At 70.8% G+C, this 13,935-nt stretch carries 15 protein-coding genes; 11 read left to right on the forward strand and 4 right to left on the reverse strand.

The annotated features are described in order from the left end of the window. Nucleotides 1-12 precede the first annotated feature (12 nt). The gene (locus KF892_04885) at nt 13-342 is read right to left on the reverse strand and encodes a PepSY domain-containing protein (GenBank protein MBX3624328.1); all 330 of its coding nucleotides are present in this window, start codon (nt 340-342) and stop codon (nt 13-15) included. Nucleotides 343-484: 142 nt separating this feature from the next. Here KF892_04885 and KF892_04890 point away from each other — a divergent pair, with 142 nt between their 5' ends. From KF892_04890 to KF892_04920, 7 genes are all read left to right on the forward strand, one after another. Beyond that, nucleotides 485-868 carry a DUF1924 domain-containing protein gene (locus KF892_04890; protein MBX3624329.1) on the forward strand — a complete coding sequence of 128 codons (384 nt, stop codon included), beginning with the start codon at nt 485-487 and terminating at the stop codon, nt 866-868. Between the two features lie 15 nt (nt 869-883). Further along, nucleotides 884-1,393 carry a diheme cytochrome c gene (locus KF892_04895; protein MBX3624330.1) on the forward strand — a complete coding sequence of 170 codons (510 nt, stop codon included), beginning with the start codon at nt 884-886 and terminating at the stop codon, nt 1,391-1,393. A gap of 29 nt (nt 1,394-1,422) precedes the next feature. Continuing rightward, complete coding sequence (locus KF892_04900) at nt 1,423-2,250, forward strand: cytochrome b/b6 domain-containing protein (protein ID MBX3624331.1); 828 nt, start codon at nt 1,423-1,425, stop codon at nt 2,248-2,250. Beyond that, entirely contained in the window at nt 2,247-2,849 is a 603-nt protein-coding gene (locus KF892_04905) for a hypothetical protein (GenBank protein ID MBX3624332.1), read from the forward strand. The genes KF892_04900 and KF892_04905 overlap by 4 nt, the downstream gene beginning before the upstream one ends. Nucleotides 2,850-3,060: 211 nt before the next feature. After that, a complete protein-coding gene (locus tag KF892_04910) occupies nt 3,061-5,682 on the forward strand; it encodes a diguanylate cyclase (GenBank protein MBX3624333.1) in 2,622 nt (873 codons plus the stop codon). 80 nt (nt 5,683-5,762) lie between these two features. Further along, entirely contained in the window at nt 5,763-6,167 is a 405-nt protein-coding gene (locus KF892_04915) for a DUF4148 domain-containing protein (GenBank protein ID MBX3624334.1), read from the forward strand. A 252-nt stretch (nt 6,168-6,419) separates the two neighbouring features. Beyond that, complete coding sequence (locus tag KF892_04920) at nt 6,420-7,139, forward strand: universal stress protein (protein ID MBX3624335.1); 720 nt, start codon at nt 6,420-6,422, stop codon at nt 7,137-7,139. Here the strand turns inward: KF892_04920 and KF892_04925 are convergent. From KF892_04925 to KF892_04935, 3 genes are read right to left on the reverse strand one after another with little or no spacing between them, the layout of a single operon-like run. Continuing rightward, nucleotides 7,133-9,883 carry a response regulator gene (locus KF892_04925; protein MBX3624336.1) on the reverse strand — a complete coding sequence of 917 codons (2,751 nt, stop codon included), beginning with the start codon at nt 9,881-9,883 and terminating at the stop codon, nt 7,133-7,135. The genes KF892_04920 and KF892_04925 overlap by 7 nt on opposite strands. A gap of 13 nt (nt 9,884-9,896) precedes the next feature. Next, complete coding sequence (locus KF892_04930) at nt 9,897-10,553, reverse strand: response regulator transcription factor (protein ID MBX3624337.1); 657 nt, start codon at nt 10,551-10,553, stop codon at nt 9,897-9,899. Nucleotides 10,554-10,605: 52 nt separating this feature from the next. Continuing rightward, nucleotides 10,606-11,307, reverse strand: coding sequence for a hypothetical protein (locus KF892_04935; GenBank protein MBX3624338.1), 702 nt, complete (start codon nt 11,305-11,307; stop codon nt 10,606-10,608). Between the two features lie 151 nt (nt 11,308-11,458). Here KF892_04935 and KF892_04940 point away from each other — a divergent pair, with 151 nt between their 5' ends. The 4 genes from KF892_04940 to KF892_04955 all read left to right on the forward strand — a co-directional run bounded on the left by KF892_04940 (nt 11,459) and on the right by KF892_04955 (nt 13,929). Continuing rightward, the gene (locus tag KF892_04940; GenBank protein MBX3624339.1) at nt 11,459-11,995 is read left to right on the forward strand and encodes a hypothetical protein; all 537 of its coding nucleotides are present in this window, start codon (nt 11,459-11,461) and stop codon (nt 11,993-11,995) included. Between the two features lie 76 nt (nt 11,996-12,071). Then, on the forward strand, nt 12,072-12,599 hold the full coding sequence (locus tag KF892_04945) for a flavodoxin (GenBank protein MBX3624340.1): 528 nt from the start codon (nt 12,072-12,074) through the stop codon (nt 12,597-12,599). 14 nt (nt 12,600-12,613) lie between these two features. Continuing rightward, nucleotides 12,614-13,087, forward strand: coding sequence for a hypothetical protein (locus KF892_04950; protein MBX3624341.1), 474 nt, complete (start codon nt 12,614-12,616; stop codon nt 13,085-13,087). A 17-nt stretch (nt 13,088-13,104) separates the two neighbouring features. After that, complete coding sequence (locus KF892_04955) at nt 13,105-13,929, forward strand: universal stress protein (GenBank protein ID MBX3624342.1); 825 nt, start codon at nt 13,105-13,107, stop codon at nt 13,927-13,929. The last annotated feature ends 6 nt before the right edge of the window (nt 13,930-13,935 follow it).

Genomic DNA, 13,935 nt, shown 5'->3' on the forward strand with positions numbered 1-13,935 from the left:
GCGACGAGGGTATCAGTGCGGCTTTCGCGGGCGCTGCTTGCTTCGCAGCACCTCGCCGGTCGCGGCATCGACCTCGAGCTTGACGAGCCTGCCGCCCGCCTGCAGGAGCTTGATCTCGTAGACCCAGCGGCCGTCTTCGGACTCGAGCTCGACCTCCAGCACCTCGCCGGGGTGGCTGCGCGCCACGCGCTCCAGCACCGTCTTGAGCGGCAGCACCTCGCCGGCCTGCACGGCTGCGCGTGCACGGTCGTGGTCGCCGTCGGCCCGTGCCGGGGCGCTGGCCAGCAGCGTGGCCGCCAGCACCAAGAGGGCGGCGGGCAATCGCGAGCGAGAGGTGTTCACGTGCGCATTCTGCAAGGCCGAAGCTGAACGGCCGATGAACGCCGGCTTCAGCTTCCGTTCAAGCACGGCTTCGCACACTGGCCCGCATCAAACGCCCCGGAGCCTCGTCTTGAAGCCCACCTCGTTCCACCCCTTGATCGTCATGGCCGCGCTGGCCGCCAGCCTGTGCCTGCCCGCACTCGCGGCCGACACCAGCATCGCCCAGCAGCTCTCGCACTGGAGCACACAAGCCGGCCAGCCCGGCAACGCCCAGCGCGGGCAGGCGTTCTTCGACAACCGGCATGGCGGCGAATGGTCGTGCAGCTCATGCCACGGCACGCCGCCCACCGCCGCGGGTCGGCACGCGAGCACCGGCAAGGCGATCGACCCGCTCGCGCCAGCCGCCAACCCGCGGGCCTTCACCGAATCGGCACGCGTGGAGAAGTGGTTCCGCCGCAATTGCAAAGACGTGCTCGCGCGCGAGTGCAGCCCGGCCGAGAAGGCCGACGTGCTGGCCTACCTCATGAGCCTCAAGCCACCGTTCTGAACCAGGAGCCCCACCATGAATGCCCTTCTGCCCCGTGCCCTGCTGGTGGCCAGCGTCGCGCTCGCCGCCGCGCACCCGGTGCTGGCCGATGGCGGCCGATCGATGCCGCGCAGCGTGTTGCCCGCCTACACGCAGGAATGCGCGTCCTGCCACCTGGCCTATCCGCCCGGCATGCTGCCCGCGCGCTCATGGCAGCGCGTGATGAACGGGCTCGACCGCCACTACGGCACCGACGCCTCGCTCGATGCCGCCACGGTGCAACAGCTCAGCACCTGGCTGCAGGCCTACGCCGGCACCTACAAGCGCGTGGCCGAAGAGCCGCCGCAAGACCGCATCACCCGCTCCGCCTGGTTCGAGCGCAAGCACCGCAAGGTGGAGCCCGTGGTGTGGCAACTACCGAGCGTGAAGAGCGCCGCCAACTGCGCGGCCTGCCACGCCGGTGCCGAGCAGGGCCGCTTCGACGACGACGACCTGCGCCTGCCCGCGGGGCTCACCGCCCGCCAGCGCCAGGCCTGGGCCGATTGACCCAACGCACCCGCCACCAGGAGATGACGATGCAAACCTCCCCCTCGACGACCGGCCCGGCCGGCACCACCCCACGGGCCACCCCGGCGCCCAGCCGCCGCGTGGTCGACGCCCCCACCCGCATGTTCCACTGGCTCTTCGCGCTGAGCTTCCTCGGCGCCTACGTCACCGCCGAGAGCGAACACTGGCGGGTGCTGCATGTGACCCTGGGCTACACCTTCGGCGGGCTGCTCGCTTTCCGTGTGCTGTACGGCCTGATCGGGCCCCGCCACGCGCGCCTCAGCCTGCTGTGGCGGCGGCTCGCGGGCGCACCGGCCTGGCTGCGCAGCCTGCGCACCGAACGCCTCTCCCGCGTGAACTGGCGCCAGGGCCAGAACGTGAGCGTGGCACTGGCCATCGTGCTGATGCTGGTGCTGGTGCTGCCGCTCGTGATCAGCGGCTACGGCACCTACCAGGAGTGGGGCGACACACTCGGCGGCGACTGGCTGGAAGAGGTGCACGAGTTCTTCGGCAACACCTTCCTCGCCGTGGTGCTCGCGCACCTGGCGCTGATCGCCGGGCTCAGCGCCTTGCGCCGCCAGAACCAGGCCCTACCCATGCTCACCGGCCGGCTGAGCGGCAGCGGCCCGAGCCTCGTGCAGCACAACCGCGCATGGCTCGCCAGCCTGCTGCTGATGGCGGTGCTGGGCTTCGGTGTATGGCAGTGGCACGATGCTCCACGCGAGCTGCCACCAGCGCGCGAGAGCCGGCACTCCGAGTTGCGAGCGCGAACCCCCGCTATTCCCTCGATCGCCACAGCGCACAGGGGCGACCATCCCACAGCGACCCTCCCGGGTCGACCGAGGAGCACCGATTGAATTTCTCTGCGCTGGGCAGCGGCAACGCCATGTCGTCCTATGTGAACTCGCTGCTGGCCAAGGCCAAAGGCCCGGACACCTCCGGCGTCGAAGCCGGCTCGCAGGGCGACAAGCTCATGAAGGCCGCCTCCGACGCGGCCCTCGCCAATGCCGCCAAGGGCGTGAAGGCCGCGGCCGGCCAGCGCCAGCTCGAAGCGAAGGCCACGGCGCTCGCCACCGAGCTTCAGGCAGCCCTCAAGCAGGCCGGCGTGAAGCTGGGCGGGCCGGTCGAGTTTTCCGTCGCGGCCGACGGGCAGCTGGCGATCAAGGGCACCCAGAAAGACGCCGATGCGGCAAGGTCGTTTCTCAAGAACGACCCTCGCGAGCCCAGCTTTGCGTCGCGCCTGGGCGCCCTCGCGAAAGAGACCGACGCCCACTCGCAAACGCTGCGCCAGCACGCCGCCATCTCGCAGGCCGCGCGCTATGCGGCCAATGCGAGCGGCGTGATGTCGCTCTATGGTTCGCTGCTGCAGCGGCAAGACACGAGCGCCGCCGTCTTCACCCTGAGCCCGTCGGGCGGCTCGCTCAGCTACCCCGGCATGCTGCAGTCGAAGGCTTGAACGCGACGCGCGTGGGTCGCGTCAACGCCTGATGCGCTGGAAGCTTACCGGGCGCTGACGCCACCTGGCCTGCGGCATCCGTCACGCCGGGCGAGCCGCCGTGCACGCACTGTGCGTTGGCGCACACCCGGACAGGCGGTGGATTGACCACAATGCCTTCCGGAGAATTCAACGAGCCGCGCATCAGAGCGGCCAGCCCCAGCGCCGCCCGATGAACCGCTCGAAAATCCTGAATCGCCGGCTGGCCCTCGTCACCTTGCTGGCCGTGAACGTGGCCATCGCAGCGCTGCTGGCCGGCACGGTGTGGCTCGTCGCGCGCACCAGCCACCAGGCCTATGACGCGCGGGCCCGAGACACCGCGGCCCATCTCGTGTCCATCGCGCAGTCGAGCGTGGCCGCCGAGATCGGCCGCGTCGACACCCTCATGCTGTCGACGCTGCGCGAGCTGGAGGCTCAGACCCTGGCGCACCCAGGCGACGACGCCGCACTCAACCGCGCGCTGGAAGCGCACCGCCGCCTGCAGCCCGCGCTCGAAGGCTTGCGCCTCACAGATGCCGAGGGCCGCGTGCGCTGGGGCAACAACCTCCCGCCCGGGCCACCCACCCAGCTTCCGCTGGGCGACTACTTCGCCCGTGTGCCCGAGATGCCCGACAGCCCGCCTCTGCTCTTCGGCCCGGTGAAGACGATTGCGACCGGCGTCTGGGTGGTGGCGGTCGTGCAGCAGTTCCATGTCGGCAGTCGTTTTCGCGGCCTCCTGTACGCCACCATCTCGCTCGACCATTTCCAGAAGCTCTTCCTCGGCTACGAGCTCGGCCGCCACGACGCCATCACCCTGCGCACGAGCCCCAAGCTCCAGCTGCTGGTGCGCCACGCGCCCGGCGTGAAGAGCGAGTCCGCGCCGGGAAGCACCACCGTCTCGGCGGAGTTCTCGGCCGCGTTCCGGAACGACCCGTCGCAGGGCACCTTCGTGTCGCACACCGCGATCGACGGCGTGCAGCGAACCAACGCCTACCGCCACGTCGACGGCTGGCCGCTCGTAGTGATCGCCGGCCTCGACAACGAGCGCATCTTCCAACCCTGGCGCGAGCAGACCCGCCAGATCGCCGTGCTGGCCGGGCTTGCCTGGCTGCTCGTGGCCGGCGTCACCGCGGCCATCTACTTCGCGCTGCAACGCCTGGCCCGAACGCTCCGGGCCCTGTCGGCCGAGACGCGCCGGGTGCAGGCCCTGCTCAAGGTGACGGCCGACGGCGTGCACATCCTCGACCGCAAGGGCCACCTCGTGGCGATGAGCGACTCGTTTGCCCGCATGCTCGGCACCACCCCCGAGGCGCTCATCGGCCAGCACGTGAGCACGTGGGATGCGAAGAAGAACAAGGCCGAACTCGCCGAGTGGTTTGCCAACGCGAAAGACGGCGACAGCGGGCGCTGGGAGATCCAGCACCGCCGCGCCGACGGAACCCTCATCGACGTGGAGCTGCAGCTGAGCGTGGCCGACATCGCCGGCGAGTTCCTCGTCTTCGCCTCCACCCGCGACATCACCGAGAAGCGCCGCCTGCTGGCCTCGCTGGAGACGTCGTCGGCCCGCATCCGCGACCTCTACGACAAGGCGCCCTGCGGCTACTACTCGCTCGACGGCGACGGCGTGTTCGTGCATGCCAACGCCACCATGCTCGGCTGGCTCGGCATGACCGAAGCCACCCTCATCGGCAAGGCGCGGCTCATCGACTTCCTCGACGCCCCGAGCCAGGCCCGCTTCGCGCAACACTTCCCGCGCCTGAAGTCGGGCGAGCCGCTCGACGGCGTGGAGCTGCGGCTCGTGCCGCCCGGCGCGCCGTCTCGCTACGTGCAGGCGAGCGTCACCGCCGTGCTCGACGCACAGGGTGCGTTCGAGATGAGCCGCAGCGTCGCGCTCGACATCACGGCACAGCACGAGGCGCAGGAAGAAGCCGCACGCCTGCTGCGCGACCAGGCCGCCATGCTCGACAACGACATCGTGGGCATGGTGAAGCTGCGCAACCGTGTGGCCGTGTGGCGCAACCGGGCGCTCGAGCGCATGTTCGGCTACGAGGCCGGCGAACTCGACGGCCACGCCGCCCGCATGCTGTACCCCGACGACGCGTCGTTCAAGGCGCTCGGCCAGCAGGCCTACCCTGCGCTCGACGCCGGCCAGAACTTCCGCACCCAGATCCAGCTGCGCCACAAGGACGGCCACCTGCTGTGGATCGACCTGAGCGGCGTGAAGCTCTCCGACGACCTCACCTTCTGGATGATGGTCGACATCACCGCGATGAAGGAATCGCAGGCCAACATCGAGCACATCGCCTTCCACGATGCGCTCACCCAGCTGCCCAACCGGCTGCTGCTGCAAGACCGCCTCAAGCAGGCCCTGGCGATGAGCGAGCGCACCGCCACCTACGTGGCGGTGTGCTTCCTCGACCTCGACGGCTTCAAGAGCGTGAACGACGAACACGGCCACGACGCGGGCGACGCACTCCTGCTGGAGATGGCGCGCCGCCTCGAAACCAGCTTGCGCGCCAACGACACCGCGGCCCGCCTCGGTGGTGACGAGTTCGTGCTGGTGATGGCCATGCTGCAGACGCCCGACGAATGGCGGCCGATCCTCGAGCGGGCGCTGGCCGCGATTCGAACGCCGGTGGTGCTGAAGGGCGGCATCACCGTGCAGGTCGACACCAGCGTGGGCATCGCCCTCTGCCCGAGCGACAGCACCGACCCCCAGACCCTGCTCGAGCTGGCCGACCATGCCATGTTGCGCGCCAAACGTGCGGGCAAGGGGCGCATCGAGATGGCGAGGCCGCGCCGCCTGGAGGCTTGATTTTTCGCAACAGGCTGCCCGTGTCGGCTTCTCACAATGGCTTGGCAACACGCCAACAACCGAAGCCACAGGAGCCAGACATGAACCGAAGAATCACCCTGCTCGCCCTCGCCGTGCTCGCGAGCGTTGCCGCAAGTGCCACGTTGGCGCAGGACAAGACCCGCGAAGAGGTCAAGGCCGAAGCCAAAGCCACCGCGAAGAGCAGCACGATGCCCACCGACGCGGCCGACCAGGGCTTGGCCGAACGCAAGGCGAAGAAGCCGGCCACCCCGAAGAAGAAGCTGGGCGAAGCCCGCGCCAAGGAACGCGCGGAGGCCAAGGCGGCGGTGAAGGCCGGCGATATCCCGAAAGACTCCGACGCCCAGGGCAACGCCAAGGCCAAGCCCAGCAGCAAGACGCGCGCCGAAGTGCGCGAGGAGACCAAGGCTGCGGTCAAGGCCGGTGAGATCCCGAAGGGCGAAGTGCCCGACATGACCAAGAAGTAAAACATCTCAGCACGCCACCCATTCCGTTCGGGCTGAGCCTGTCGAAGCCCTGCGCTGCACTTCGACACGCTCAGTGCGAACGGAGCGTGGCTCAGTTTCATTGCCAATCGGAGGCCCGCCACGAACTACCGCAGCCTGCTCGTCCACCTCGACAGCGACAAGCACTGCGCGGCGCGTGTCGACCTCGCCATCCGCCTCGCCCGCCAGCACGAGAGCCACCTCGTCGGCGTGGCGTGCACCGGCGCTGTCTACATGCCCGTGGGCAGCGAGGCCACCGTGGCGCACGCGGAACTCGAAGCCCTGGTGCAGGACGCCCTGCGCGACCGCGTCGAAGCTGCCGCGCAGCTGTTTCGCGATGCCTGCGGCGCGGCGAACTTCAAGGCCTACGAAGTGGTGGTCGACGAGCGCGACAAGGCCGGCGCCCTGGTGGAGCGCGCCCATTGCAGCGACCTCGTGATCCTCACGCAGGAGCTGCCGATGGCCGTGCGAACGCCCATGCTGTCGAGCATGGTCGAGCAGGTGGTGATGGACAGTGCCCGCCCCACGCTCGTCATCCCGCACGCGGGGCAGTTCGGCGACTTCTCCAAGCCCGCGCTGGTGGCCTGGGACGACAGCCGCGAGGCGGCGCGGGCCGTCTTCGACGCCTTGCCGCTGCTGCGCCAGTGCGAAGAAGTGCAGCTCGTCACCTGGGACGAACACCGCCCCGGCCACCACGCGCCGAGCGCCCCGATGCAGGAGCGGCTCGAAGCCCTGCGGCGCTGGCTGCTGTGGCACGGCGTCACGGCCGAGGCCCGCGTCGAGACCACCGCCACGCCCATCGCCGAGGCCATGCTGTCGCGGGCCGCCGACCTGGGCAGCGGGCTCATCGTGATGGGGGCCTACGGCCACACGCGCCTCGCCGAGCGGGTGCTCGGCGGCGCCACCCGCGGCCTGCTGCAGTCGATGACGGTGCCGGTGCTCATGTCTCACTGACGGGCGACAGGGCAGCCCTCACTCGCCTCCAGCGGCACGACGAGCGTCGCCTCGGTACCGTCGCCGGGCACGCTGCGGATGTCGAGGCTGCCGCCGATGTGCGAGAGCCGCTCGCGTGCGCTCACGAGGCCCATGCCCCCGCCGGCATTCACCGCGCCGTCGGCCGGGATGAAGCCCACCCCGGCGTCGCCCACGCGCACACGCAGCCACGCGCCTTCGCGCGTCAGGGTCGCGGTGGCGTGGTCCACGCCGGCATGCTTGGCCACGTTGATGAGCAGCTCGCGCGTTGCCCGGTACACGAGCGAGCGCACTTCCTGCGACAAGGGCTTGGGCTCGCCGTCGTCGCACACGTCGGTCTTGAGGCCGAAGTGCAGGGCCAGCTCGTCGGCCAGCCATTCCAGTGCCGGCAGCAGGCCCAGCTCGTACAGCACGGCGGGCGCCAGCTGCGCGGCGAGCGAGCGGGTGGACCGGTTCGCTTGCTCCACCAGGTCGGACACCTCCAGCGCACGGCGCCGCACGTCGTCGCGGTCGTCCTTGCACAGCGACGCCAGCCGGATGCGCGCCGCCGCCAGCACCTGCCCGAGGTCGTCGTGCAGGTCGCGTGCGATCTGCCGCCGCTCGCGGCTCTCGGCCAGCTCGAGATCGGCCGCCATGCGGCGCAGCTGCTCGGTGCGCGCGGTCACGCGGCGCTCCAGCTCCTCGTGCATCGCCTCGGCGGCGCGCTCGCGCCGGTGGCGTTGGGTGGCGTCGCGGAAAAAGGCGATGCAACGCCCGTCCGAGAGGTTGCGCACCGCCACGTCGACGTGCACCGTGCCGCCATCGGGGCGCTGGAGCGTCCACTCGCGGCTGAGTGGCTGGCCGTTGTGCAGGTCGGCCAGCAGCCGCGCGTTGCCTTCGGCGGCGCCCGACACCAGCCAGTCGCGCGGCTCGGTGCCCACGAGCTGCTCGCGCGTGCGGCCGAAGAGCGTGCAGGCCGCGGCGTTCGCCTCCACGATGCTGCACTGCGCATCGCCGATGAGGATGCCGTCGGAGGCTTCCGAGAACATCTCGCGCCAGTACTCCTGGCTTCGCCGCATGGCGGCCATCGCCTGCACCCGCTCGAGCTGGGTGGCCACGCGGGCGCGCAGCTCCTCGGTGGCAAACGGCTTGAGCAGGTAGTCTTGCGCGCCTTCGCGCAAGAGCTTGATGCGCAGGTCTTCGTCGGCCCGCGCGCTGAGCACCACCACGGGCGTCTCGTCGAAATCGGGCCGGCGACGCAGCTCGCCCACCAGCGCCTCGCCGCCGGTGCCGGGCATCATGATGTCGGTGACGATCAGGTCGGGCTGCAGCGCCAGCGCCTGCTCCAGGCCCTGCGCGCCATCGAAGGCCGCCGCCACGCGGCAGTCGGGTGCGAGCGTGCTGCAGATGAAGCTGCTCATGTCGGCGCTGTCTTCCACCACCAGCACCAGCGGCTCGGGCCCCGGCCGGGGCGGCACCGGCATGGCCGGGGGCCGCGCCGACGCGGCGGCCATCGCCGGCCCGGCGACCCCGCGCGCCACGGCCTGGCCGGCCGGGTGGACGGTCGCGCCAGGCGGTGCAGCGCGCGGCAACTCCACCACGAAAAGTGCCCCACCTTCCGGCGCTTCCGCCACGTCGATGCTGCCGCCATGCAGGTGCACGAACTCGCGCGCGATCGCGAGGCCCAGGCCGGTGCCGGGGTGCCGCCGCTCGCCGTGCCCGTGCAGCTGGCGGAAGCGCTCGAAGATCGCCTCGCGCCACTGCGGCGGAATGCCGGGCCCGCCGTCGGCCACCTCGATGCGCAGCCGCTCGCCGCGCGGCTCGACGCTCAGGCGCACATGCGAGCCGGCCGGCGTGAACTTGAAGGCGTTCGACAGCAGGTTGAACAGCACCCGCTGCAGCATCTGCGGGTCGAGCTGCGCGTCAAGCGACTCGGGCAGCAGCACCCGCCACTGCACGTCGAGCTCCTGCGCCACCGAATTGAAATGCGCCGCCACGAGCCGCGCCAGCGCCGGCACATCGGTGTGCTCGTAGGCGGGGGCCATCGTCGCCTCTTCGAGCCTCGACACGTCGAGCAGGTCGTCGACGTGGCGCAGCAGGGTGCGTGCATTGCGCTCGATCACCTCCAGCGCCTCCCGGTCGACCGCCTGCGCCGCCGGGGCCGCCAGCAGGCGCTGCACCGGCCCGAGGATGAGCGTGAGCGGCGTGCGCAACTCGTGGCTCACGTTGGCGAAGAACTCCGTCTTGAGCCGGTCGAGCTCGCGGGTCTTGTCGTAGCGCGTGGAGATCTCGGCGGCCGTGCGTTCGTGCTCCTCTCCGCGCTGCGCCAGCCGCACGAAGTCGGTCACGTCTTCTACGCGGTGGATGAGGTAGGCGAGCGTGCCGTCCCGTGCCATCACGGGCGAATTGACGGGGCTCCACCAGCGCTCCTCGAAGCCACCGCCCTGCTCGGCGGGGCGGCGCACGTTGTACTTCTGGATCGGCATCGCATCGTGCGCGGCCCCGGCCCGCACGCGGTCGAGCGAGGCGCGCAGGTTGCGCTCGCCGTTGGCCTGCGGGTCGTCGGGGTTGTCGGGGAACATCTCGAAGAGGCCGCGCCCGAGCAGGTCGTCGCGCCGCGTCATCGTGGCGCTCGTGTACGCCGTGCTCGCGGCCACGATGGTGTAGCGCGGCGCATCCGCCAGCAGCGCCAGGTAGAGCCCCGGCGCCGACTCGAAGAGCAGCCTGAAGTCGGGGTCGGCCGTCATGCCGCAGCCCGCCTCACGGCTGGACGATCCCTTCGCGGACCGCATAGCGCGTCAGCTCCGCGACCGTGTGCAGGCCCAGCTTTCGCATGATGTTGCGGCGGTGCACCTCGACGGTGGCGGCCGAGATGTGCAGCGCCTCGGCGATGGCCGCCGAACGCTCGCCCTCGGCGATTAGGCGCAGCACCTCGCGCTCGCGGCGGCCGAGGCGCGCCTGCCCATCGGGCTCGGCCCCCCGCACCTCGGCCACCAGCGCGCCTGCCACGTCGGGGCTGAGGTAGCTGCCGCCGGCGGCCACGGCGCGGATCGCCACCACCAGCTCGGTGCCGGCCGCGCTCTTGCTCACGTAGGCCGCGGCACCCGCGCGCAGCATCTCGGTCACGAAGCGTTTGTCGGAATAGGCCGAGAGCGCCACGATGCGCGTGTGAAGGTGCAGCGCCTGCACACGCGCGGCCACCTCGATGCCGTTGAGGTCGGGCAGGCCGATGTCGAGCACCGCCACGTCGGGCTGCAGGCTGCGCACGCTCTCGATCGCCGCCGCGCCCTCGCCCACCTCGGCCACCACGCGGATGTCGGCCTCCTGGGCGAGCGCCGAGCGCAGGGCTTCGCGCACGAGCCGATGGTCGTCGGCCAGCAGCACGGTGATCTGCCGCGTGTCGGGTGGAAGGCTCATGGTGTGAGGATCCCCGGTGTCGACACGCGCCCCCTTGATCTCGCGCAAGCCCTCAGGCGCGCCGCCGTGCGGCCGGTGCCCGGCGTGCCGCCGCGATCTCGTCGACGCCTTCGGCCATGCCGGCCATCACCTGCCGCACCGCCTCGCCGGCCGCCACGCTCAGGTCGGCGGCGGCGGCCAGGGCCGACTTGATCGCCTCGCGGGTGTGCACGAGGGCATCGCCGCGGCTGTCGGAGGCGCCCTTCACGATGCCGTCTGCGGCGCAGCGCGCCACCGCGCCCACGTCGGCGCCCACCTGGTTGGCCTGGCTCACCGCCACGCGCAGGATCTCCTTCGCAGCCTTGGCCACGTTGCCCTGCACGTCTTGCACGCCGGCCATCGCGCCGCGGGCCACGCCGCGCATGCTGCCCGACAGGTCGCTGCGTGCCAGGGTGGCGGCCTCCACCGAGCCCCGCACCACGTCGCGCAGCACGCCGCTCAGGTCTTGTGCCGCCGCGTTGCTCGCGCTCATGGTGTCGGCCACGGTGCGCCGCACCAGCGCGGCGATCTCGGTCTCGATGCGCTCCAGCTCGTGCAGGCTCCTCGCCACGCCGTCGCGGGCGGCCTGCCCGGCCGGCCCGAGCTCAGGCGCACGGCGGCGCTTCGCGGCGGCGGGCGTGGCCCGGGTGCGGGGCGCCGCGACGGCGGTCGAGCGGGTGGCGGGCGTGGCGCGGCGTGCGGTGCTGCTGCGCTGGGTGGCGGGCGAGGTGGCCATGAGCATCTCTCCTGGAGACGAAGGTTGAAGTTGAGCTTCGACCCTAGGGCCGATGCCGGGGGGCGACCTTGACAAAGATCACAGGCCGGTCGGGCCGCACAACATGCGCTGCGTCAAAGCCGCACTCGCAAGGTGTGCCAAGAATGGCTCCATGATTGAGTCGCACGTCCACCTCGCCTATGCACCGCACGGTGCGGGGCTGCTCTACGCCGTGATGTGGTTCGCCCAGCGCGGCGACGTCTACGGCTGGTACGTCGGCATGCGCGACGGTGTCGACGAGTGCAGCTATTTCATGCTGCCCGCCAACGACCCGCAAGACGGCAGCGAGGTGCTCTACCGCACGCTCGACGATGACGTGCACGGCGGCTGGGTGGCCGTGAATGCGCAGGGGCAGACCGACCTCGCGCACTCGCCCGTGCCGCAGGCGCTGTGCCCCGAGCTCTCGCGCCTGCAGTCGCAGTTCATCTCGGGCTGGCTCTTCTTCAGCGGCGACCCCGGCAGCGAGGCCGAAGCGCAGGCGCTCAACGACAAGGGCCTGCCGGTGCGCCACGTGAACATCCGCGCCGCGCGCATCGGCAAGCTCACGACGGGCCCGGTGCTGTGGCACTACGACACCCCCGGCGTCGAGCCCGGCGTGCTGGTGCGCTTGTCGAGCCTCTGGCCGCTCGACGAACGCGTGCGCCCCTGATGCCGCTGGCTTGACGAAACGCAAGGCCCTCGGCGGCGGCGTTTCTAAAGTGAGGCATGCAACTTCGGAGCATGCGATGAAAAAGGTCCTGGTCGTCACGTATTCCTACACCGGCACCTCGCTGCAGGTGGCCAAGCGCCTGTGCGCGCTGCAGGGGTGGTCGCTCGGCCAGATCGAAGAGGTGCACCCCCGCCGTGGTGTGCTCGGCACCTGGCGCTGCGTGCTCGACTCGCTGCTGCACCGCCAGCCGGCCATCGACTACTTCGGCCCGTTGCCCGCAAGCTTCGACACCGTGGTGCTGGTGGCCCCGGTCTGGATGCTCCGGCTGGCCGGCCCGATGCGCAGCTTCGTGGCGCGCTACAAGGCGCAGCTGAAGAACTTCGGCCTGATCTCGGTGATGGGCAGCCGCGGTGCACCCAACGCGGTGGCCGAGATCGGCACGCTCACCGGCCGCTCGCCGGTGCTGAGCACCGCCTTCACCGCACGCGAGGTCGACGACGGCAGCTACGCGCTGCGGCTGCGCACCTTCGCGCGAGCCCTCGCCGAAGCCACGGAATCGCCCGACGACACGCGGCAGGCCGAGTGGTCGCCCCGCGCCGCTTGAGACGAGGATGTGCCATGCGCTCGCTGCTCGTCTTCATCACTGCGGCCCTCGCCCTGCCCGCCGTCGCAGCCGACACCTCGTATGACTTCACCGTCTGCACCCACGGCCAGCACACGATGGTCGAGGCCAGTGCCGACCTGGTGGCACTCGGCATCGAGAACTGGGGCGTGGTGGCCAGCAGCACCACGAAGGAATGGGAAGGTGCTACCACCCATTGCACCGGCTACGTGCGGGTGATCGGCGGCAAGCCGGTCGGCAAGGGCGTGTGCAAATGGTTTCTTGCGGCCGGCGAGACGGCGATCGGCGAATTCGAATACCCGCCGGCCGGAGAACCGAGCTTCACCTGGCTCGCCGGCACAGGCCGGTTGAAGAACCTCGTGGGCGGCGGGTCGTTCCGCGAGCTTTTCGATGGCAAGCCGGCCAGCCCCGGCACCGCCCAAGGCTGCCGCCGCGACTGGGGCCGCTATTCCACCCCCGGCGCGAAGTGACGCGCGAAGGAGCCACCATGACCACCCCCAAGACCCTGCTGCTGCACGTCGACGACAGCGATGCCGCCACCCAGCATGCGCGCGTCGTGCAGCGCCTGGCCGAGCGTTTCGACGCGCATGCCGATGCGCTCTATTCGGTGCTGCCGTTCTTGTCGCGCTTCCCCGCGTCCATCGCACTCGATGGCGCGTGGGCCGCGGCCTCCCAGCTCAGCGAGCTTGACGAGCAGCAGCGCGCCTTGACGAAGATCCGCTTCGTCACCACGCAGAAAAGCCTGCCGCGGGTGCACTGGTGCGAGATGGGCCAGGTGTCGCCATGGGACTTTGCGCGCCACGCGATGTACGCCGACCTGGTGGTCATGCGCGGCGGGCCCTCGGCGCAAGGCGAGTTGCCGGTCGACTTTGCACCCACGGTCGCCATCGAAAGCGGGCGGCCGGTGCTGGTGCTGCCCGAGCAGCCGCCCGCCGAGATCGGCAGCCGCGTGCTGCTCGCCTGGAAGCCCACCCGCGAAGCGACACTTGCCATCGCCGCCGCATTGCCCTGGCTGCAACGGGCCGCGCAGGTGCACGTCGTCACGGCAGAGACGCTCGACGACAGCGGCCCGGCCAGCGTGGTGAGCCTCACCCGCTACCTCGCCGCCCAAGGCGTCGACTGCATCCGCTGCGCACCGCTTCCCGACACGCTCGACGCCGCCCCCGCACTGCAGGCCCTGGCCACCGAGACCGGGGCCGACCTGCTGGTGATGGGTTGCTACGGCCACAGCCGCACCCGCGAGTGGCTGCTCGGTGGCACGACGAAATCGATGACGCGCGAGCCCAAGCTGCCGGTGCTGATGGCGCACTGAGCGCGG

It is taken from the genome of Rhizobacter sp., from assembly GCA_019635355.1.
Classification (GTDB): Bacteria; Pseudomonadota; Gammaproteobacteria; order Burkholderiales; family Burkholderiaceae_C; genus Rhizobacter.